The sequence below is a fragment of the Flavobacterium bizetiae genome (assembly GCF_902804475.1).
Lineage (GTDB): Bacteria > Bacteroidota > Bacteroidia > Flavobacteriales > Flavobacteriaceae > Flavobacterium > Flavobacterium bizetiae.
Window position 1 is genome coordinate 24,221 of record NZ_CADCSU010000079.1, and the last position, 22,457, is coordinate 46,677.

Annotated in this window: 15 protein-coding genes; 1 reads left to right on the forward strand and 14 read right to left on the reverse strand. The window is 35.0% G+C overall.

Translation table 11 applies throughout. The annotated features are described in order from the left end of the window. Positions 1 to 408 precede the first annotated feature (408 nt). From FLACOL7796_RS09470 to FLACOL7796_RS09495, 6 genes are all read right to left on the reverse strand, one after another. Complete coding sequence (locus FLACOL7796_RS09470) at positions 409 to 1,434, reverse strand: LacI family DNA-binding transcriptional regulator (RefSeq protein WP_173970557.1); 1,026 nt, start codon at positions 1,432 to 1,434, stop codon at positions 409 to 411. 408 nt (positions 1,435 to 1,842) lie between these two features. Beyond that, complete coding sequence (locus FLACOL7796_RS09475; RefSeq protein ID WP_173970558.1) at positions 1,843 to 2,358, reverse strand: cupin domain-containing protein; 516 nt, start codon at positions 2,356 to 2,358, stop codon at positions 1,843 to 1,845. A gap of 26 nt (positions 2,359 to 2,384) precedes the next feature. Then, on the reverse strand, positions 2,385 to 3,326 hold the full coding sequence (locus FLACOL7796_RS09480) for an ROK family protein (RefSeq protein WP_173970559.1): 942 nt from the start codon (positions 3,324 to 3,326) through the stop codon (positions 2,385 to 2,387). Positions 3,327 to 3,543: 217 nt separating this feature from the next. Beyond that, entirely contained in the window at positions 3,544 to 4,233 is a 690-nt protein-coding gene (locus FLACOL7796_RS09485; RefSeq protein ID WP_173970560.1) for an SGNH/GDSL hydrolase family protein, read from the reverse strand. 440 nt (positions 4,234 to 4,673) lie between these two features. Continuing rightward, a complete protein-coding gene (locus tag FLACOL7796_RS09490; RefSeq protein WP_173970561.1) occupies positions 4,674 to 5,273 on the reverse strand; it encodes a murein L,D-transpeptidase catalytic domain-containing protein in 600 nt (199 codons plus the stop codon). 214 nt (positions 5,274 to 5,487) lie between these two features. Next, positions 5,488 to 6,066, reverse strand: a complete 579-nt coding sequence (locus tag FLACOL7796_RS09495) for a Crp/Fnr family transcriptional regulator (RefSeq protein WP_173970562.1) — start codon at positions 6,064 to 6,066, stop codon at positions 5,488 to 5,490. Positions 6,067 to 6,325: 259 nt separating this feature from the next. Between FLACOL7796_RS09495 and FLACOL7796_RS09500 the strand changes: the two genes are divergently transcribed. Continuing rightward, positions 6,326 to 6,904, forward strand: coding sequence for a cysteine hydrolase family protein (locus FLACOL7796_RS09500; RefSeq protein ID WP_173970563.1), 579 nt, complete (start codon positions 6,326 to 6,328; stop codon positions 6,902 to 6,904). Between the two features lie 81 nt (positions 6,905 to 6,985). On the opposite strand, the gene FLACOL7796_RS09505 is transcribed toward FLACOL7796_RS09500, so the two are convergent. The 8 genes from FLACOL7796_RS09505 to FLACOL7796_RS09540 form a co-directional block, all read right to left on the reverse strand. Next, the gene (locus tag FLACOL7796_RS09505; protein ID WP_173970564.1) at positions 6,986 to 9,031 is read right to left on the reverse strand and encodes a site-specific recombinase; all 2,046 of its coding nucleotides are present in this window, start codon (positions 9,029 to 9,031) and stop codon (positions 6,986 to 6,988) included. A gap of 127 nt (positions 9,032 to 9,158) precedes the next feature. Further along, positions 9,159 to 9,506, reverse strand: coding sequence for a hypothetical protein (locus FLACOL7796_RS09510; protein WP_173970565.1), 348 nt, complete (start codon positions 9,504 to 9,506; stop codon positions 9,159 to 9,161). A gap of 119 nt (positions 9,507 to 9,625) precedes the next feature. After that, complete coding sequence (locus tag FLACOL7796_RS09515) at positions 9,626 to 11,563, reverse strand: OmpA family protein (RefSeq protein ID WP_173970566.1); 1,938 nt, start codon at positions 11,561 to 11,563, stop codon at positions 9,626 to 9,628. Positions 11,564 to 11,575: 12 nt separating this feature from the next. Then, a complete protein-coding gene (locus FLACOL7796_RS09520; protein WP_173970567.1) occupies positions 11,576 to 12,496 on the reverse strand; it encodes a PorP/SprF family type IX secretion system membrane protein in 921 nt (306 codons plus the stop codon). Positions 12,497 to 12,588: 92 nt separating this feature from the next. After that, on the reverse strand, positions 12,589 to 13,851 hold the full coding sequence (locus FLACOL7796_RS09525; protein WP_173970568.1) for a gliding motility-associated C-terminal domain-containing protein: 1,263 nt from the start codon (positions 13,849 to 13,851) through the stop codon (positions 12,589 to 12,591). Between the two features lie 149 nt (positions 13,852 to 14,000). Next, positions 14,001 to 15,587, reverse strand: a complete 1,587-nt coding sequence (locus tag FLACOL7796_RS09530; protein ID WP_197913322.1) for a collagen-like domain-containing protein — start codon at positions 15,585 to 15,587, stop codon at positions 14,001 to 14,003. Between the two features lie 249 nt (positions 15,588 to 15,836). Then, entirely contained in the window at positions 15,837 to 21,080 is a 5,244-nt protein-coding gene (locus FLACOL7796_RS09535) for a tail fiber domain-containing protein (RefSeq protein WP_173970569.1), read from the reverse strand. 682 nt (positions 21,081 to 21,762) lie between these two features. After that, a complete protein-coding gene (locus FLACOL7796_RS09540; RefSeq protein ID WP_173970570.1) occupies positions 21,763 to 22,362 on the reverse strand; it encodes a PAS domain-containing protein in 600 nt (199 codons plus the stop codon). Positions 22,363 to 22,457: the final 95 nt, after the last annotated feature.

The following is a 22,457-nucleotide window of genomic DNA, read 5'->3' on the forward strand; positions in this document are numbered from 1 at the left end:
TAAAAATTAGCTTGTCTGTGTTTTGGGTTGACTAAAATGTTCCGGAAATTTTAATCGGTAAAAAACCAAACGAACTACAATAAGTATTAATTCATAGCAAACATACTAAAACGTTTTAGTAAAAAAAAACTTTTTTTGCTAAATATAATTTTAATGTTAATTTTATAAGATATGCGCTTATTTGAGGTGTATTATTAAATATTACGCAATTAAAATCAACGAAAACGTTATAATAACTGTTAAAATTATTGATCTTAAAAATCGCTGTAAATCAATTTTTACGGTCTACAGCCCCCTTTTTTTAGTAAAAGAGATAAAAAAAATCTGAGAATCAATAATTGCTTATTGACGCTCAGATTTTCTTAAAAATTAAATAGTATTCTACTGTAAATTAGCGTAGTAAATGCCTTACTTCACGAGTGAAGACTCGCGTACTATCAGCTCTGTTTTTAGTACGATTTTATGACTAGTTTCGCTCACATCTTTTTTCTTTAAAAGAGGCAGCATCAGCTCCATCAATTTAGTACTTATTTCTATCAAAGGTTGTGCAACAGATGTAATCGAAGGATCGTAGATTTTGAACATATCATTATCATCAAATGCAATGATACCCAACTCTTTTATTAATTTCGGATTGTTTTCTTTCAAAACCTCCAAACCGCTTTGTGCAAGATAGTTAGTGGCATAAAATACAGCATCTAAATCAGTATGTTTATCAAAGAAATCCTTAACATACTCCTTCCCTCTTCCCTTTATAATTTCGTTAAACGGAATTTGAAGTGTATGCGGTTTCAAACCATGTTCTTCAACCGCTTTTTCATATCCTGACAAACGCCCCATCATCTGACTCTGATCTGAAGCGGTGGTAATAAAACCAATATTTTTAAACTTATTTTTGATCAAATGTTCCGTCGCATCAAAAGCCGCCTGAACATTATCAATAACAACACTATTACAATCTAATCCTTCAAAAAACCTGTCTAATAAAACCACAGGAATATTATCTTTTATCAAACTTTCAATAGTATCTTTTATCCCCGGAGACGGTACAATAATAAACCCGTCTACCTGACGAAAATTAAATAAATTGATCAATTCATTCGATTTTTCATCATCATTTTCGTTGCTGCAAAAAATAACTTTATATCCTTTTTCGTATGCAATATCTTCAAAAATTCGGGCCAGTTTCGAAAAGAAATTATTCGAAATATCTTCGACCATAAAAACCAGGATTTTAGATTTTCCGGTTCTAAGGCTTTGTGCAATTTGGTTGGGTCTGTAATTAATTAATTTTGCATAATCTAAAACCTTTTTTGTAAGTTCTTTAGAAATGTGTTTTTCTTTTGCCTTACCATTTAACACAAAAGATACCGTAGTTACAGATATCTTCAATTCATCGGCAATATTTCTAATAGAAACAGGTTTTTTCTTCATTTTAAAATCATTTTTAATTTAAAACCACAATTTTTTGCTCAAATATAGTAAAGTTATTATTGTGGTCTTAAATTAGTACTATTTTACTTAAATAAAAATCTTAGATCTTATTTCAATTACTAAAGATAAAACCGAATCTTTTTGTTTAGGAGCTAATCCCGCTATCCATTCCAATCTTTTGTGCCGAACCCCGGCACAAAAGGATTTCCACTTCTATCGGGGCTAGGGCAATCATTTTTATAATAATGTTTTCGTCTAGTTTGTCATCCTGAGGAACGAAGGATCACACATATAGCTCGACAAAGATTGGCTACATTCTATATGGAATTTCTTGTGTGACTTCTTGTGTGATTTCTCCTTCGTCGAAATGACAATATTGAGTTTAAACCTTTGCGAGATTACTTTTTATTAACGCCCAAAATCATCCTGAAGTCGCACAATATCATCTTCATCTGAAGGATTATCCTGATCTGTATGTTGCCAGATTTCGGCAATTACGCCCCACGAATCCAAACCTATCAGACGGTGACGTTCTCCTTTATCCATCTGGATAAAATCACCATTTTGCAATGTTTTTAATTCACCTTCTTCATCTGTATCGCTAATTTTAACTCCAACCGGACCTTCTACTACTTTCCAGATTTCAGCTCTTCTAAAATGGTATTGCCACGAAAGTCTTTTCTCCGGAGCTACCACCAAAATTTTTGGGCTTAATTTGTTTGTTATTTGTACTTCGTCAAGTTTTAAATGCGGGAAAAACTTAGTGATAAAATCACTTGCCTGACTTTCTTCAATTACAAAAAAACCACCCCAGGGTCTCGTCTGATCTTCATTGATGATGCTAAAATTGTGTTTCTCGATTTCAGTTCTAATTTTATCAAACACAATTGCTTTACTGTCTTTATCTTCTATTTTGATATTCATGATCTTCTTTTTTATTATTTTATTACTTAAAAGTACGGTAATTCTGCTTTAATTCGTTCCCAAAAAACTTCATTAAACAAATAACTTGATCCCAAAATACTCGTTTGCTCCGTATTTTCAACAATAGAAATTGCTATGTCTATATTTTTACTTTTTAAGTTTTCCTGAAATTTAGTTAAAAACAATCGATTCGATTTGGCAATATTTCCGCCAAGAATCAAAAGGTCAGCTTGGAAATCAATAATAAAAGGCGCTAAAAATTCGCTTAAATTATTAGCAAAATCATCAAATATTTTTGCTGTAGAGTAATCTTCAATACCTGCAATTTCCTTTACTCCATCCGTTAATTTATTTCCTGTAATACTTTCGTACTGACTTAAAAACCATCTTGTCGAAAAATAATTATCTGCAATACTGTCCGCAAAAGGTTTGTCCCACAAACAACCATTATGCGGCACATTACTTCCTTGAGTAATAGGTAATTTGTTGTCTAAAAAAGCAGCTCCAAAACCGGTTCCCAGAGTTATCGCGATTACTTTACTATTCGCATAAGATTCTTGTTTAAGCGATCCTCCTACTCCAAAACAGCTGGCGTCATTAAGAAACCTGAAACTCACATTTTGGGTGCTTAAATATTTTAAAAGTTCTTCTGAAACCGACACATTATATAAAGATTCGTACTTATCATTTCCTTCAAACATTGCTATTCCGGTTTCGTACTGAAACGGACCAGGCATAGAAAAAGCGATCCCAATAGTATCACTCAAAGAATAGTCGTATGTTTCCTGAATGATCTGGATGGTTTGATTAATAATATCTGCCCATTTTTTTATAATCACTTCTTTAGAAGCTTTGCTGTCTACAGCTCCGCTAAAATATGTTCCCGGAATTATCACAAAATCATTACCATTTACAGCAGCACTGCTTATGTGGCTTCCTCCAATATCTACACCTATTGTTATTGACATTTCTTACTCATTTTAATTATTTTTTTACTCATAATCAATTCAATTAATTATCTCTATTTTTTCTCTATTTTGTTGTGGATAAGTTACTTTCTAGCTTTTTAAAATAATATTCAAACCTAAAAAGAAAGACTTTTAACATCCGATACTATATTGTCAAAAAACAATACTATTCTCCTGAATTACTTTTCTTGAATTATAAATTCAGAAAATTTGTAATTTACTTTTTGAGTGCTTTAGAAATCGCTTTCTCTAAAATAGGTTCCATAATAGCATATCCCGCTTCGTTAGGATGCACCCCATCTGTACCCAATTCTTTTTTTAAACCCATTTGTTCGTTTACCATCGCAGAAAAATAATCTACGTAAAGAAGTTTATGTTGTTCTGCGTATGCTTTGAGCACGTTATTGAGCTGTATCACTTTTTGGGCGGGTTCTAAACCAGGTTTCCACGGAAAATCAAATGCAGGAAGTACCGAGCAAATAATTGCTTTTATTCCGTTTTGCTTTGCCAGTTCGCACATCGAAAAAATATTTCCGGATGTAGCTTCTATAGTATATGGTCCGGTATTTTGAGCGATATCATTTATTCCGGCCAGAATAACCACTACAGAAGGTTTTAAAGCAATAACATCTTGTCGAAAACGCAATAACATTTGTGGCGTTGTCTGACCGCTTATTCCTCTATTAATATATTTTTTTGCATTGAAAAATTCAGGTCGTTTATTGATCCAGCCTTCTGTAATAGAATTTCCCATAAAAACTACCCGACTATGATCTTTAGCACTCAGGACAGGAACTTTAGCATTTTCGTCTTTATAACGATTTAAGTTCGGCCAATCCTGAGCATTAGAATAATTTACCGAAAAAAGGAGTACTATGAAGTAATAAAAAAATAAGGGTGTTTTCATTTAATTCGCAATGTGTATTCGATTATAAATTAGATTAGATAATTTCTTTTAAATCTGAAGATTAACGAACAATGAATAGTATGATTAAAATTTTAACACTCTGCGTTACAATTAAAAAATTATACACTACAAACATTCATTAATACGCAAAAAAGCGATATCATGTTGGCAAATCTACTAAAACGTTTTAGTATAAAAAATATTTTTAAAAAAATTTTATTCGAACGATTGGTTCTTTGTTTTATAGAGTAATAAATTAGACTAACGCAATAGTTTTAAAGCGTTTTGGATTTGAGGTTATAAAGAAAAATAATGTCGAAATTCGCTATTCTTGATTAGCTTTTATTGCAAGTAAAACTAAAATAACACAAAAAAGCAAGGTTTAAAACTACGTGTAATTTTAGACCTTGCTCCTTTCCTGAATTGTATTTTTTCTTATTCTAATAATAGATATTCAAAAGTATTTTTGATTTTGAAGTGTCAATAATCTTTTCTATTTTTTTGAAGAAGTCTTCGCTTATCATCGGACAGCCCTGACTATTTGAAATATAGTAATCCTGCTCTTCTGAAGGTACTGCAGAGTAAGAATGCAAAACGATGGCTCTCTTTTCGGCATTACTATTGGTTGCGTCTAAACCGGCTAATTTATAAGCTTTACCAAACATTCCTTTATACGATCTTCCAACAGTATATCGGCCTAAAGAAGTTGAACGGGAATTAACTTCGTTACTGAATTTTAAATCTCCTTTAACCTTGGTTTCAGATCCTGATCCGTGAGCAACTAATCCCTGATCTATGATTGTGTTTTTAATTAAATCGTATACAAAAAACCGATACTTGCCGGACTTTATTTGCATATCAACAAAAAAGGCAATTTTAGAGTTATAACCTGCATTCTTTTTTAATGCTTCTTTAACTTCTGCCAATTGACTATCAAATCTATCTATTTTTATAGTAGCGGGTATGGTATCATTTTTATATTCTTTTGCATTCACAAAAAAACTAACACATAAAAATGCTATTACATTTAATACTTTCATAAAATTTATTTTGCCATTAAAATAAATGCGACTCACAACGAGAATTCACAGTATTGTAAACTATAATTTACAGCTACAAAAATACTGCGGGCAAATATTTTAAGGGGACCAAATAAATCAAAAAAATGACAGATTAAGACATTATAACTATTTAAAAATAAAACCAGTAAACAGCTATAAATTTAATTTTCATCTTTTAGAAAGCAACAAAATATTACAGCAATTTCTTTCTTATTTTACTTAAAAATTCATGTGAGATACCTAAATAAGCGGCAATTTGATGTTGGGGAATTCTTTGTTCGAGCGTTGGGTATTTGCTTTTAAACTCCAAATAACGTTTGTCTGCGGTTTTATTGAGCATACTAATCATCCGCAACTGAATTGACTCTAACGCTTTTTGATTCATCAGCCTAAAAAGTCTTTCGGTTTGAGGCATTTCCTGATAGAGTTTTTCTTTTTGCTCTTTGCTGATCATGATTATTTTGCAATCTTCGAGAGCCTGAATATTGAGTTTTGAAGGCGTTCCCGAGACAAAACTTCCGATATCCAAAACCCACCAATCTTCTACGGCAAAGTATAAAATATGCTCTTTGATATTGTCTTCATTATAGAAAATTTTAAAACAACCTTCTAATATGTATCCTTCAAAATCACAAACTTCTCCCTCAGAAAGTAGCATCTGATTTTTTTGAATTTCTTCGATATGATAAAACGAACTCAGTTTTGCAAACTCAGTTTCAGAAAGATCTATATACTTTTTTATGTTTTCGTAAAATAGGTTTTGTTCTGTCATTTGTTTTATAAGATGAATTTATTGCGGTTTTCTAATGTAAAAAAAATATTGATTTCCTGAACCAACATGATACTTTATGTGCTGATTTATTTCATTTTAAGCATTTGGTGAACTAGTTCAACGGATCTATTTTTTGTATCGCTATACCTTTGACAAAAATATTTAAGACATGAAAAAATTAGCTTCACTATTGCTCATAATCGCTACTACAATAGCGTGCAATAAAAAAAATGATTCAACAATTCAAAACACAAAAGAAATGGAAAATTCAAAAAAAGAAAAAACAGCATTAATTATTATTGATATTCAAAATGATTATTTCCCAGGCGGAACTATGGAACTGGTTGAACCTGAAAAAGCGGCACTAAAAGCAAAAGAGGTTTTATCTTATTTTAGAGAAAACAAAATGCCCGTAATACATGTTCAGCATATTGCATTGCAAGAAGGTGCCACATTTTTTCTGCCCAATACAAAAGGTGCCGAAATTAATTCAATTGTTGCTCCTCTTGCCAACGAAAAAGTAATTACAAAAAATTATCCTAACAGTTTTAGAGATACCAAATTATTAGAATATCTGCACGAAAATAATATTACCAATCTGGTTTTCGCCGGTATGATGACTGATGTTTGTATCGATGCAACCGTAAGAGCTTCGACGGACAACGGATTTAATAATACTTTGATTAGCGATGCTGTTGCAACAAGAGATCGTGAACTGAACGGAAAAGTAGTTCCGGCAAGCCAAATTAATACTGCTTTTCTAGCCGGATTAAATGCTCTTGGTGGTTTGTACGCGACAGTACTATCAAGCGATGAATTTCTGGCAAAAAATAAATAATTAAAGATTATTTAGTATTAAACCATTGGTAAACCTGAACTGGTTTACCAATGGTTTTTTATTTATAAGAAATCAAAAATATTATTCTGATACTGCACTATTTTTTGGTGGAAAAAAGAACTGCAAAGGTTTGCTCCTAAAATATCTAAAGATCGCTCTTGCTACTTGTCTTAATTCTGAAAGCGGAATGTTTCTTGAACGAAATGCAAGCCCTAGCGACAAACTAAAACTCACCATAAAATTCACCAAACCAATAAGCCCAATACCTAAAACGGACCAAAAAAACATCCATTCGTCTACATAAAAGTTAGCGCCATATAAACCCATTGCAAAGTTTCCGCTGGCAAAAGTAATGTGCCTGATATCGATATTTAAGCCAAAGAAAATCCCGATGAAAACGGTACTTCCCATGAAAACACCAAACCAGAAATTAGAAATAATTCCTGCCCATTTTTTTTCGTATAATGATGCCAATTTCTTGGTCCATTTTTTTCCTAAACTCATTTTAAGTAATGGATGTTCCTGAATACGGTAATAAATATGGTTGTGTTTATCGCGATTGGCAATACTACCCGCAATAATCCCGGATAAAAACAGAAAAACCCCAGCTATGGCAGCGTGAAGAATTGCCGGAGAATAAATTGGGTTTAAATCATTAAGCAAAACAGGCCATTTTTGCTCTGCAATATTATAATGAAAGATTTGATCGATAGCCCAAATTCCAAATAGTGAAACCGGAAAAGCAATCATTACGTTCCCTACAAAAGCAATAAACTGCGAGCGAAATACTCGGGCAAAAAATATGGCAAACTCTTTATACTTGTACTCTTTTTTATCCTGTGCTTTTTGTTTGAAACCTTCCTGCAAAGCTCTTACTAATGCAGAGGCTGTCATTGCAGGTTGTTTGGTGGCCAAAGTAAACCCAAGTATATAAATAATGATGAATCCTATAGAATAGTTCATGCTGTATAAAAACATATGACTAAAACCACTGGCATGTACTTTACCTAATAAGAGTTTGATGATACACAATATCCCTACAATAAAACCTCCGCCCGCTGCTGAATAAAGCATTTTAAAATACTCTTTACGGCTGTTGGTAATATAATGTTCTCCTGTATTGGCAGTATGTTGCGTTATTTCATACGATAAAAGTTGCGTACTCTCGTTGACTAATTTCTGAATATTGTTTTTGTTACAATTGTATTTAATCAGTTTATACGAAAGGTAAATCGTGTTTCTGTTCGCATCTTCTTCGGTCCCTTGTATTAAAAGTGGTAATAAAGATCTTAGGCGATCGAGTTGCTGACGAATGCGCAACAAACTTTGATTGACGTGCAGCGAAATACCAAATTTATTACTGTTTTTAAACGCCGTTTCGATATAATCCGTGCATTGTTTGTGCAGGATAATCAGTTGTTTGTAATCGAGATCGTCTGCTTTTATTACATTTTCAGGAGATTGAAGCAGTTTTTCATTCATTGTCAATAATTCCCGCTGAAAGGCAATAAACGGACTTTCGAGATTTTCATATTCCGGTACCATTCTGATTACATCGGTTTCCATCGCCGATCCGCAAATGCGATACGTAATAACTTCCATGGCAAAAACCAATTCGTTAAATGACGAATTCTCTTCACGCACTCCGTAAATAGAACGAAATTTTAAAAGGGAAAACAATTGCAGAATTTGCTCCTGCGGTATTTTACTAATCCAAAGTAAATCTGTATTCACAAAAAATACCTGATTCAGGATAAATTGTAAAGTGTCTTTTTCGGGCTGCTCGGGAATTAGTTTGGCGAAAATTCTCTTGCGAACTTCAAAAAAGAAATTGGCATCCTGAAGAATCCCTGCATCCGAAAGAATTTTATTGAACTTTTTATTTTCTAAATTAGTACTGATGCAATCCATCAGTCCGTCGCGATAATTTTGGTTTTCCTGAAGCAGATAAATCAGTTGAGACAAATCGACTTCGGTTATTTTTTTGGGCTTTTTAGGACGAATTAAATTAACCAATTCTACCAGCAGCTCTATATTTTCTATTTTAGATTTCCATAACTGGTCATTATTAAAGTTTTTTTCGAAAAAATATTTTAATGTCATTTTAGGTTTTCTCCTCAATTTCATTCTATCAAGTTTAATTATTGCTGTTTTTACAAATAAACGCATTCTTTTTATTTAAAATGGTCAAATAAGTATTGAATTAAGGCATTTATATCTATTATATTTAACGAAAGAGTTATTGAAGGATAGATTAAAACGCTACATTATGAAGAAAAAACTTTAGTTCTGATCGCATTTCAGACTTTACTTTAGATAGATCCAGTAAGAAAAGATCGTCTATCATTTCGAGTTTTGATTTTATTTCTTTACTAAAGGTACAAACAATTAAAGGAGTTCCTCTTTGATAAATTCGCAGAAGATCGTATAATTCTTTGTCTGAGTGAATGACAAACAACATAATGGCGTAATGCTCGATTATATTGTCAAATTTTTTGAAGTTTTTATAAACCTCAAATGCAAAATCTTTTTTAAACTCGTACTTCAAAAATCTCGAAAAACAATGCTGACTATCATATACCAATACTTTTTTCTTCTTCATTCTTTACTTTAATTTGTATGTTATTAAACGAAGTATGCTCATTCTTTTTTACAGGTAAAAAAAGAATGAGCGCTATTTATTTTGCAATAAAATGACTTCTAGTTAATTTGTTTCCAGGTTTACATTGCTGTAATGATAAACTGGCTTCTTCTGTTTTGTTGGTGTTCTTCTTCAGAACATGCTACGCCATCGGCACATTTATTTACTAATTGGCTTTCTCCGTATCCTTTGGCTATTAATCTGCTTTTATCGATTCCGGATTTTATCATAAAATCCATAGTAGATTGTGCTCTTTTTTGTGATAATGCAAGGTTATAAGCTTTAGAAGCGCGGCTATCAGTGTGCGAAGCTACCTCAACTTTCATCGTAGGATATTGTTTCATGACCTCAACGACTTTACTAATATCTAAAGCAGCATCGGGACGAATATTGAATTTATCCAAATCGAAATAAATCATCTCGATGGCAAATACTTTGGCTAAATCTGTTCCGGTAGTAATTTTTTCGATGTTCTTTTCTAAACCAATATTGATATCTGTTTTTCCTTTTTCAGTTGGTATTGTTACCTTTTCTTCGGTGGTTAAGTAATCCTCTTTACTAACTCTTACGTAATATACTTTTCCGCATTCGGCCTTTTCATAACTAAAACTTCCTTTGTCATCAGTAGAAAGTTCTTTTATCACATTCATTTGCTCATCAAGCAAGAGTACTTTGGCTCCAGCCAAAAAAGAATTCGTTTTTTTGTCTGTAACTTTTCCTGCCAGTACTTGCTCGCACGACAGTTTTCTGGTTTCGATAAATTGGTAGATATCATCGTATCCTTTTCCTCCTTCTCGATTAGACGAAAAATATCCTTTACTGGTATTCGTATCAATTATAAAGGCAAAATCATCCATTGAGCCGTTTATTGGAGTTCCTACATTAGAAACATTCCCAAAACTTCCGTTTGAATTTATTTTGGCTACAAAAACATCCAAACCACCCAATCCCGGATGTCCGTTGGAAGAAAAATAAAGTTCATTTTCTGCTGATACAAACGGAAAAGTTTCTTTGCCTTCAGTATTAATCGTGTTTCCTAAATTTTCAGGTATTCCAAAAAGATTATTATCATAAATTGCTACTTTATAAATATCAGATTCTCCCAAAGTTCCGGGTCTGTTTGAAGCAAAATATAATGTTTTTTCGTCAGGGCTAAGAGCAGGATGCGCTGTACTGAAATCATCGCTATTAAAAGGAAGTTCTTTTACATTCGACCATTTTCCGTTTTCAAGCGTGGCTTTATATAGTTTTAATAAAGTAGTTCCTTGTGTATCTTTTCCTTTTTTACCTTCATTGTAATTGTTACGGGTAAAATACATCGTTTTGCCATCTTTAGTAAAAACCGGAGTAGCTTCGTTAAATTTAGAATCTACAATATTCGAAAAAGGTTGTGCTTTTTCTAATGTACCATTTGCGTTTACTTTGGCAGTATATAAAGTCGAAAATGCCTGATTGGTCCATTTTTGTGTTCGTTTAGCAATTCCTCTTTGTTCGCGGGTACTGGCAAATACAATTTTATCACCTAAAAATGAAGTTCCGTAATCTGACAAATCAGAATTAATGTCTAAAGTTTCGATAACATAACGTTCGGAATTTTCTTTGATTACTGCATAATAATCTTTGTTGGCTTCATACAATTTGGCTCTTGAATCGTTGCTGTTTATTTTATTAAAGGCATTTAGCATTCTATCTGCTCCATCATAATCTCCAACTGATTTAAGCGTTTGAGAATAACGAAAATAATATTCCGGATCAACGATTTGATTAAGCGCAAAAAGTGCTGCATACCATTTATTGGCCTGCGGTAATTGAGCATTAAAATAATACGAGTTTCCAAGTTTTTGGAACAAATCGACTGACTTGTATCCTTTTTCGGCTACGTTTTCGTAAATTTTTATCGCATCGATATAAGCGAGTTGACCATACTCTTTTTCTGCTTTTTTAATTTTATTATTTTGGGCATAACTTTCTAATCCTAAGACTACAATCAGGATGCTGACTACTATTTTTAATTTCATAATAAATATCGTTTAGAAGAATCTTGGTGAAACAATCTTATCGTATTTTTTGAATAGCTCAAATCGTAAGAAGATCTCATGCGAACCTGAATTGTAATTGGCTAATTTTGTGGTTTCGGCATCATAGGCATATCCTACAAATAAACCGTCGCTTACCTGAAAACCAACTAATGCGCTTAAGGCTGCGCTCCATCGATACGCTACTCCGGCCGTGAATTTTTCGTTAAACAAAAAGTTAGCCGATAAATCTACTTGCAAAGGCGCTCCTTCGGTCATTTTTACTAATGCAGATGGTTTGAATTTTAGATTATAATTTAAATCAAAAACATGTCCTGCCATGAAGTAATAATGAATTTTCTCTTTGGCAACATAGGTAGACATACCATTATAATGACTGGTTTCCAGCAATGCCGGCGCCGAAAGTCCTACATACGTATTATCTGAATACAGGTAAACTCCTGCTCCCACATTTGGAGAAATTTTATTTTCTACGTTTTCCTGAAATCCGGGATCGGTAGGATCATAAATATTAAGTTTTGTATAATCGACGTTTAATAAATTGGCGCTTCCTTTTATTCCGAAAGCTAATTTATATCGGTACGATACATCTATTGTATAGGATAAATCTACCCCCAGATTGGTTTCGTCAGATGGTCCGATACGATCGTTTACGAGTGAAAATCCAATACCTACTTTCGAATTTTCGATAGGAGTATGCAAAGAGAATGTTCCTGTTTGCGGAGCGCCTTCGAGCCCTACCCATTGCGTGCGGTAAAGTCCGAAAATACTCATCGCATCCCGCGAACCTGCATATGCGGGATTTATAACACTTGCATTATACATATACTGCGTATATTGTGCGTCTTGCTGGGCACTTATATAATTACAAGTGAACAGAATAATTAGCAATAACCTTATACTTTTTGTCTTCATTTTAATTATTTTTAAAGAATAAATTGCAGGCGAAAAACCTATTGAACTTCTACAATTCATATTATTTATACTCGCTAACAATAAATTGTTTTTTAATTATTTTGATTGATATACAGATATCCTGCTTTTTCTTTGTTTTGGGCATTGGTTCGGTATTTTAAGATATAGAAGTAAGTTCCTGTTGGTAGTCCGGCATCTCTGTTTACAGTGGCGCGTCCGTCTGAGAATCCTCTAAATACTCGATCACTTTCATTGTAACCACTGGTTTGATATACTAATACTCCCCATCGATTATAAATTTCTACTGTGTTGTCCGGATATTTGTTTATTCCTTTAATAAAGAAAAAATCATTTTTACCATCACCGTTTGGAGAGACTGCATTATGAACAATTAAATCATCCTCTTCTTCTATTGGTTTAGTAACTCTCGCCAGTGTAAAAATTCCGTAACCTGATACCTGAGCAGTTACCATAGTTTGGGCATCATCTGTTACGCCACCTTCAGAAATCCATTTTCCTGAAGCAACATCCCATCTTACAATTTGTATTTCGGTACCATTGCTGTCTTCATAAATAAATGCTGGTGTGGTCGCTCTGTTTAAAGTAAGCGTAAGTACAATATTAGTATCTCCTTTATCTTTTGTTATCTCCCAATATTCAGTATCATCAATTAGCTTTATATTATCCTGTTTGCTATTATGAGGATAAGAAGGATCTGAATTTTGTAAAAAATAATGTGATGTGTAAGTGTCTGAATTATCAGCAGAATTTGCATGTAAAGAAGGACGATAATAATTGGCATCTCCAACAGGATATTCAAATGCTGCTGTACCAATTTTTGCTACTCTTCCGTCAACAAAACTATTATTGCTTGTATTGGAATGCACTCCATTAATTTCAAAAATTACTTTTCCGTTATAACTATCGGCATCAATAATTCCTTTCTGAAAATTTGAATTTCCTGAAACCGAAATATCTGTTGCCAATAAAAAAGGAGATGCTGCGGCTTCATTATCAAAAACAACATTTTTAAAACGGGAATAAACAGATGAAGAAGGAATGTCCCCGTCGATAATTTGTTCTTGTTGTCCTGTAAAATACGTTGTTCCTTGTTGTGTCGCTGTAAAATCAACCTTTCCGTCATTTGTATAATGATGAAAGAGATGAACCTGACCATCATTGATAAACTCTCCGGTAGTCGTATTTTTAAAATCAAAATGTACCGAAACCAAAGTCCCAGGTTCTACTTTTATTTGATCCGGATTCAATAACTGCGCTTTTACATTCGATACAGAACAGCACAAAGCAAAGCTCAGCATCGTTGTTACTTTTATAAAAGGGAATCTATTTTTCATAAGAATTCAATTTGCTGCTTTACGCAGATTTAGAAATCAAAGCACAGTTTTTATAGTAATGTGCTTATTTTAAATATTTTGCGAAGGTTACTTTCTTTTTGTTTTTAAGTAATAGAAATACCTAATTCTTATCTATCTCCTTAAAAACATTAATATTTTGCAAGAATCTGATATTTATAAAATGGAGCTACTGCTTCAATAATAAACTGATACGCCTCCTTTGGATTTAGATCTATGATAGTTTGTGTCTCATCAATTGTTGCATTTCTACCCGAAACCACTTGTACTTTTGCAGTACTATTAGAATCTACCCGCTTTACCGCAAAAACTTTTCCAATTAATATGGGAAGCGGTCCGGATGCGGGTAAATGAAATTCAATAGTACCAGAACCTGCTGAGCTGGCATCAATTAAAATGACTTCATCAAAAATGATGTTAATATCTGCAGTAGCTCTAATTCTTTTTATGGCTGAAGTCTTAAATGGTGTGTTCCATACAACAGAACCTGCTGCATTAGTTGTTAAAATTTGTCCTGATGTACCTGGATTAATCTTTATGTTAGCATTTTTTAAAAGTGCATTACTGCCTGTATCAATACCAATAACACCTGTACCACTAAGTGTTCCTGTAGCCAAATCAGTTTTAACTTTATTGATGTCCAGATCAATAGTTGTATTTTTAAATGTAGTTCCTGCACCATCAGTAATTGCGATATAATCATTAGCTAATAAATTTCCGGCTCCTGTAGTAGGTGCTGCTCCTGCGGGACCTTGAGGACCTTCGGGACCAATTTCTCCTTGCGGGCCTTGTGGGCCTGCTAATCCGTCAACTCCGTTTCTTCCATCAATTCCATTTGTTCCGGGTAAACCTTGAGGACCAATTTCTCCTTGTGGGCCTTGGGGACCTGCTAAACCATCAACTCCTTTTGTTCCATCAATTCCATTTGTTCCCGGTAAACCTTGAGGACCAATTTCTCCTTGCGGACCTTGTGGGCCTGCTAATCCGTCAACTCCGTTTCTTCCCGGTAAACCCTGCGGACCAACTAATCCGTCAACTCCATTTGTTCCGGGTAAACCTTGAGGGCCAATTTCTCCTTTTGGACCTTGCGGACCAACTAATCCATCAACTCCATTTGTTCCCGGTAAACCTTGAGGACCAACTTCTCCTTGTGGACCTTGCGGACCAACTAATCCATCAGCTCCATTTGTTCCCGGTAAACCTTGCAAACCAATTTCTCCTTGTGGACCTTGCGGACCAACTAATCCATCAGCTCCATCTGTTCCCGGTAAACCTTGCGGACCAACTTCTCCTTGTGGACCAGTTAAACCTTGAAGTTTGATTTCATTCACATTATTTTCTTCATCCTTATAAGTCAACATCTGATTTGCTTCATCATACGCTAAAGATGTTATAGTTTCTTTAAAAGCTGCTATATCTTCTTTATTGATTATTCTTACCCATTTAATGCCATTCCAGAAATAAAATCCCGGTGTAAAATCATTTATCGTTTGCGTATTAAAAACTAACAAACTAGTTTTTGCAGTTCCGATAATTGGTGCCTGAAGTGACAATTGAGTCAGTTGAACACGCGGTATTAGGAGTCCTTTATTTGTAGCTGTAATATCTAATTGAGAAGACTGAACTGGATTTAACGTTCCGATACCTACCTGACTGTAAGTGACAGTTGTAAAGGATAACGAACAAATAATTCCGTAAAAAGTACTTTTTAATTTCATAACTTTAATTGTTAATAATTTATAATACAAAGAGACAAAATCGCGCTACCCCAAAACGGCAAAAAAACACCAGATTAAGATACAATTTGACTATTAACTGTTGTTTGAGCAACAATAAGAGTATTATAAACTAAATAAATAGGGATTTATCAAAAATTACAGTTCTTTAATCTATTCTTTATCATAAGATTTTCTAAAAGAGTAAAATTGAGCACAGCCTTAAAAAAGACTGTGCTAATTCTATTTTAATTATTTTTTAGACAATAACTGTTTTACAGCATTTTTTAAGTCTTCTAATTCTGCTTGTTGTTTCTTTTGAGTTTGTTCTAACTCTTGCAACTTTTTATCTTTTAATACGATTACATTTTGTTGCTCTTTTACTGCCTCAACAAGTACAGGAATTAAAGTAGTGTAAGAAACCGAGTAATATCCTTTATCATCAACCGTAACAGCTTCTGGTAACACTGCTTCAATATCCTGGGCTATAACTCCCAATTGGTGTTTTTGATCAAAACTCATTTCCTTAAATTCATCTGTTCTCCAGTTATAACCTACTCCGTTTATTTTCATAATCTTTTCTAAAGCATTTGCTATAGGCGTGATGTCTTTTTTATATCTTCTGTCTGACGATTGCGCCCAGGTAGTTGTTCCTCCGGCTGCACCATTTACATAAAATCTATAAGCTGTATTAGCTGACGCCTGATTTATTGCAAAACTGCTACTCACTCTATCGTATACAAAAACTCTATTTTGAAATAGGTTAGCTCCTGTTAAATGAGCTAATTCAAAAATATCGTTTCCTCTGCCATTAAGTGAAGATCCCATAACCCATCTTTCATTTGTTGCTGTTCGAACGAAATTAAGTTCTGCCGAATTATTGTAATTTCCAGATGAAAGTCCGTTATTAATATTCATACCATTACTTCTTACAACACCTACAACATCTAATTTTGTTCCGGGATCTAGTTTCCCAATACCAACATTTCCATTGTTTATAATAGACATACGTCTGTTAGCCCCGGTCCAGAAATCTAAACCGTTTTGATTCCCATTAGCGGCAATAGCTCTATTAGAAGAAATTCCTTCTCCACTTGTATTATTTCCAAAAAACAGACCTGTTCTCAGAGTTCCGTCTCCCAGATTTTCGCCATCTATTTGTAGTGTTTTAGAAATAACAGCATTACCTACAACACTTAATTCCCTGGCTGGAGCGGAAGTTCCGATACCTAATCTTCCGTTTTGCACATCAAAACTAGCTACTGTTCTTTTAACTCCTGAAACTACTCCATAAATATCTAAGGTATTCATTGCTGTACCTGCCGGACTCGTAAATTCTAATCCACCACCCCAGGTGTTTTCTCCACCTGATTCCCAAAAACTAATTCTTCCTTGTGCGTTAGCATTTGTATTCGCAGCACCAGTACTTAAAAAATTTAATGTTGGTGTAACTGATCCACCAATTAATTGATTACCACCAGAAACATTTAATCTATAAGTTGATGCAGCAGTAGTTCCGATACTTATGTTACCCATTTGATAAATATTCTGAGTATTTCCATTAGCTTCATTCGTTGTTCCGGAAACTCTCCATGGTTCATTAATTGCTATTGTTGAGGGCGTCCAGTTAGTTCCGTTCCAACCCAAAACTTGATTTGCTGTTGGAGCTGTAGTGCTTATTGGTCGACCTTGCAATTGATTTGCATTCCATAAATTGGTTGTGTTTAAAGCAGATATTATACGGTTTGTATTATCTACTGCTATACCCGTTCCAGCCGTGTAAACTGGCGCTGGATTACCTGCAGGGCCTGTTGCTCCTGTTGCACCAATATCTCCCTTATCTCCTTTTGGACCAGCAACACCTGTTGCACCTGTTAAACCAATCGGACCTTGTGCACCTGCAGCTCCGGTTAAACCTCTTGCTCCATCATCTCCTTTTGGACCTTGCGCTCCAGTTGCTCCGGTTAAACCTTGTGGACCAGCAACTCCCGTTGCACCAGTTAAACCAATTGGACCTTGAGCTCCAGTATCACCTTTTGCTCCAGCAGGACCTGCTATACCTTGTAATCCCTGAGGACCTGTAGCTCCTACAGCACCGTCATCTCCTTTTGGACCTTGAGCTCCAGTAGCTCCAGCTAAACCTTGTGGACCAACTGCGCCATCAACTCCATCTTTTCCATCAGTTCCTGCTATACCTTGTAATCCTTGAGGACCTGTTGCTCCTACAGCACCATCATCTCCTTTTGGACCTTGTGCTCCGTTAGCTCCAGTTAAACCTTGGATTCCTTGAGGGCCAACTGCGCCATCAACTCCATCTTTTCCGTCAGTTCCAGCTATACCCTGTAATCCCTGAGGACCTGTTGCTCCTACAGCACCGTCATCTCCTTTTGGACCTTGTGCTCCGGTAGCTCCAGCTAAACCTTGTGGACCTGTTAATCCAACTAATTGTTCTGGCGTAAAATCTTCATATTTAAAATCTTTTCCATCCACTCCATTAGTTCCGTTTGCTCCATCAGTTCCATTTGCTCCGGCAACACCTTGCAATCCCTGAGGACCTTGTGCTCCATCACTACCATTTGTTCCGGCTGTACCTTGAGGACCAGTTAAGCCAACTAATTGTTCAGGTGTAAAATCTTCATATTTAAAATCTTTTCCATCAATACCATTAGTTCCGTCAGCTCCATTAGTTCCTGCAACACCTTGTAATCCTTGAGGACCTTGCGCTCCCGCCGCTCCTTCTGGACCAGTTAAACCAACTAATTGCTCTGGTGTAAAGTCTTCATATTTAAAATCTTTTCCATCAATACCATTAGTTCCGTTTGTACCATCAGCTCCATTCGCTCCGGCAACACCTTGTAATCCTTGAGGACCTTGTGCACCATCAGCACCATTGGTTCCTGCTATACCTTGAGGACCAGTTAAGCCAACTAATTGCTCTGGCGTGAAATCTTCATATTTAAAATCTTTTCCATCAATACCGTTTGTTCCATCAGCTCCATTTGCTCCGGCAACACCTTGTAATCCTTGAATACCTTGTGCTCCATCAGCACCGTTAGTTCCGGCAGTACCTTGAGGTCCAGTTAAGCCAACTAATTGTTCTGGCGTGAAATCATCATATTTAAAATCTTTTCCGTCAATACCGTTTGTACCGTCAGCTCCATTCGCTCCGGCAACACCTTGTAATCCTTGAGGACCTTGTGCTCCCGCCGCTCCTTCTGGACCAGTTAAACCAACTAATTGTTCCGGTGTAAAGTCTTCATATTTAAAATCTTTTCCATCAATACCATTGGTTCCGTTTGTACCATCAACTCCATTCGTTCCAGCAACACCTTGTAATCCCTGAAGACCTTGTGCGCCAGCTGCTCCTTGTGGACCTGTTAATCCAACTAATTGTTCTGGCGTAAAATCTTCATATTTAAAATCTTTTCCATCCACTCCATTAGTTCCGTCAGCTCCATTCGCTCCGGCAACACCTTGTAATCCCTGTGGACCTTGTGCGCCATCAGTTCCATTTGCTCCTGCTATACCTTGAGGACCGGTTAAACCAACTAACTGCTCTGGCGTGAAATCTTCATATTTAAAATCTTTTCCATCTACTCCGTTTACTCCATCAGTTCCATTTGCTCCGGTAATACCTTGTAATCCCTGAGGACCTTGCGCTCCATCAGCACCATTAGTTCCGGCTATACCTTGAGGTCCAGTTAATCCAACTAATTGTTCGGGCGTGAAATCTTCATATTTGAAATCTTTTCCGTCAATACCATTAGTTCCGTTTGCACCATCAGCTCCATTCGTTCCAGCAACACCTTGCAATCCCTGAGGACCTTGTGCGCCATCAGCACCATTGGTTCCTGCTATACCTTGAGGACCAGTTAATCCAACTAATTGTTCTGGCGTGAAATCATCATATTTAAAATCTTTTCCATCTACTCCGTTTGTTCCATCAGCTCCATTTGCCCCAGCAACACCTTGTAATCCCTGAGGACCTTGTGCTCCATCAGCACCATTAGTTCCAGCTATACCTTGAGGACCTGTTAATCCAACCAATTGCTCTGGTGTAAAGTCTTCATATTTAAAATCTTTTCCGTCGATACCATTAGTTCCATTTGTACCGTCAGCTCCATTTGCTCCAGCAACACCTTGCAATCCTTGAGGACCTTGTGCTCCATCAGTTCCGTTAGTTCCAGCTATACCTTGTGGACCAGTTAAACCAACTAATTGTTCTGGCGTGAAATCTTCATATTTAAAATCTTTTCCATCAATACCGTTTGTACCATCAGTTCCATTTGCTCCGGCAACACCTTGTAATCCCTGAGGACCTTGTGCTCCATCAGCACCATTGATTCCTGCTACACCTTGAGGTCCAGTTAATCCAACTAATTGTTCTGGTGTGAAATCTTCATATTTAAAATCCTTTCCATCAATACCGTTTGCTCCATCAGCTCCATTAGTTCCTGCAACACCTTGCAATCCTTGAGGACCTTGTGCTCCATCAGTTCCGCTAGTTCCAGCTATACCTTGTGGACCAGTTAAACCAACTAATTGCTCTGGTGTAAAGTCTTCATATTTAAAATCTTTTCCATCAGCTCCATCTGCACCTTGAAGTCCAGCAACACCGTCTTTTCCGTTGTCACCATTAATCTTTGTCCACGTTCCATCAGAATTTTGAACGTAAACATCTCCTGTTGAATTATCGGTATATATATTGACACCTTCGCCTGGATAGCCTGCTTCTCCTCGATTACCAGGTACTCCTGAACCGCCCTCTACACCAACTTGTCCTTCTTTTCCGTTGTCACCATTTATCTTTGTCCAAGTTCCATCAGAATTTTGAACATAAACATCTCCTGTTGAATTATCCGTATATATATTGACACCTTCGCCTGGATAGCCTGCTTCTCCTCGATTACCAGGTACTCCTGAACCGCCCTCTACACCAACTTGTCCATCTTTTCCGGGTAATCCCTGAGGACCTCTTAAACCTGCTAAAGTAATTTCATGTGTTTTTTCATCTTCATCTTTATAAGTCAAAATTTGTGTTGATGAATTGTATGCTAATGATGTTAATGTCTCATACGACTTTACATCTTTAGCAATCTCAACGGTGGTTATTGTACCCGCTTCGTTTGAATAGGTATATGTTCCGTTGCCATTGTTGACCAAAGAAGTAATCGTTTCTCTAAAACTACCTATTTCGTCTTTACTAATAATTCTTACCCATTTTACTCCATTCCAGTAATAAAAACCAGGTGTAACATCATTAATTGTCTCTGTATTATAAACTAATAAACTCACTGCAGCTGTACCAATTACAGGTACTTGTGATGAAATTTGCGTTAGTTTTAAACGAGGTATCAATATACCTTTGTTTGTAGCGGTAACATCTAACTGAGAGGATTGTTCCGGGCTTAAGGTTCCTACTCCAACCTGACCATAAGATACTGTTGAGAACAACAGTAAACCTATAACTCCTAGAAAAGTATTCTTAATTTGCATAGCGTTAATCTTTAAATTAATAAACTGAACTTTACGTTACACTTTCAAAACCTAAACATTTGCTTCAATTAATGCTCTCTTAATAATTGAAAGACAAGTAAGTTGTTTATAGAATTTTTTGTTTTGAGAAATAACATAAATTATTACATGACAAAGGAAGATATTTCGATAGCCTGTAAACGTCAAAAAAACACCACTTTAAGACACATTTAGGTTTTATACTGATTTTTAAGCAATGAAAAAAGTTTACAAGGCTTCTGAATTATCAATTCCACAAATTTTTAACATTATGATTATTCAATGCTTAAATTATTTTGCACGGAAAAAGAAAACCATACTTTTAAGGCTATAACTGTGAAATATTCAAGAGATGTAAAAGGCTATATTTGGATTAAAAAGACTTAAATCATAAAAATAAACCTACGAATTTGATTAAAACACATCATTAAATAGTAATTTCTATATATGCTTTTTACTTTAATAAATAATAGAAAAAGCAAAATACTGAGGTAGAAACGAAAACATTAAAAGATTAAAAAAGAGGTCGAATGTCTCTTTATAAATAAAATAATACACAGATATATTTGACATTATTTCAATCAATATATACATCAAAAAAAATTGCCAAAGAAAATTTTCCGTGGCAACACAATTTAAATCTATTACAAAACAGCATGTTTCTTTATCGTTTTTTAGAAGCAAAAAATTTACTGTTTCTTATCAATGTAAGTTCTCTTTCTTTTTGAAAATAAATATCTGTATGAGTTCCGGCAAGTCTTAATGGTTTTCCTTGACTATCACATTCTATAACTTTACCGCGACTCATAATCCATTTGTATTTTCCGTTGGAAGTTAAAACCCTGTGTTGATTTTCAAAATAAGAGGTTTTTCCATCTAAATGATTATCAATAGCAGCGTAATATTTATGAAGATCTTCGGGATGTAAGGCTCTGTCCCAAAGTTCTAAATTGTCAAATACATCATTAGAATCTAATCCTAATAATTTTAAAGATTCTGATGAATAAAAAACAACATTGGTCGGTATATCCCAATCCCAAATTCCGGCAGCAGAAGCCTCTAAAGCAACCCGGCTTCGCTGGTCGTAAATCTTAGACCTTATTTCTTCGTCTCTTAAATTAGTTATAAAAGGATCGTTCAGCTTAAAAGATAAACTGCCATTTCTCATTGGTGTTGTTTTAGAAGATCCATCTATATCGCTTAGTTTTCTTTGAGGTAATAAACGTTTAATTGCTGCAGTGATTTTTTCTAAATTTAATTCCATTGTTATTCTTATTTAACGAATTACTGTTTTAAAAATAATATTGAAACAGAACCTCCATCTATTCTGTTTTTCCATTTTAGTTTCTCCTGTAATAC

Excerpts from the sequence above, each read along its gene's own strand:
- FLACOL7796_RS09495 (WP_173970562.1), bottom strand. The coding sequence starts at position 6,066 with ATGACAGAACAAAACCTATTTTACGAAAACATAAAAAAGTATATAGAT.
- FLACOL7796_RS09535 (WP_173970569.1), bottom strand. The coding sequence starts at position 21,080 with ATGCAAATTAAGAATACTTTTCTAGGAGTTATAGGTTTACTGTTGTTC.
- FLACOL7796_RS09520 (WP_173970567.1), bottom strand. The coding sequence starts at position 12,496 with ATGAAGACAAAAAGTATAAGGTTATTGCTAATTATTCTGTTCACTTGT.
- FLACOL7796_RS09500 (WP_173970563.1), top strand. The coding sequence starts at position 6,326 with ATGGAAAATTCAAAAAAAGAAAAAACAGCATTAATTATTATTGATATT.
- FLACOL7796_RS09470 (WP_173970557.1), bottom strand. The coding sequence starts at position 1,434 with ATGAAGAAAAAACCTGTTTCTATTAGAAATATTGCCGATGAATTGAAG.
- FLACOL7796_RS09475 (WP_173970558.1), bottom strand. The coding sequence starts at position 2,358 with ATGAATATCAAAATAGAAGATAAAGACAGTAAAGCAATTGTGTTTGAT.
- FLACOL7796_RS09510 (WP_173970565.1), bottom strand. The coding sequence starts at position 9,506 with ATGAAGAAGAAAAAAGTATTGGTATATGATAGTCAGCATTGTTTTTCG.
- FLACOL7796_RS09540 (WP_173970570.1), bottom strand. The coding sequence starts at position 22,362 with ATGGAATTAAATTTAGAAAAAATCACTGCAGCAATTAAACGTTTATTA.
- FLACOL7796_RS09505 (WP_173970564.1), bottom strand. The coding sequence starts at position 9,031 with ATGAAATTGAGGAGAAAACCTAAAATGACATTAAAATATTTTTTCGAA.
- FLACOL7796_RS09485 (WP_173970560.1), bottom strand. The coding sequence starts at position 4,233 with ATGAAAACACCCTTATTTTTTTATTACTTCATAGTACTCCTTTTTTCG.
- FLACOL7796_RS09515 (WP_173970566.1), bottom strand. The coding sequence starts at position 11,563 with ATGAAATTAAAAATAGTAGTCAGCATCCTGATTGTAGTCTTAGGATTA.
- FLACOL7796_RS09480 (WP_173970559.1), bottom strand. The coding sequence starts at position 3,326 with ATGTCAATAACAATAGGTGTAGATATTGGAGGAAGCCACATAAGCAGT.
- FLACOL7796_RS09490 (WP_173970561.1), bottom strand. The coding sequence starts at position 5,273 with ATGAAAGTATTAAATGTAATAGCATTTTTATGTGTTAGTTTTTTTGTG.
- FLACOL7796_RS09525 (WP_173970568.1), bottom strand. The coding sequence starts at position 13,851 with ATGAAAAATAGATTCCCTTTTATAAAAGTAACAACGATGCTGAGCTTT.
- FLACOL7796_RS09530 (WP_197913322.1), bottom strand. The coding sequence starts at position 15,587 with ATGAAATTAAAAAGTACTTTTTACGGAATTATTTGTTCGTTATCCTTT.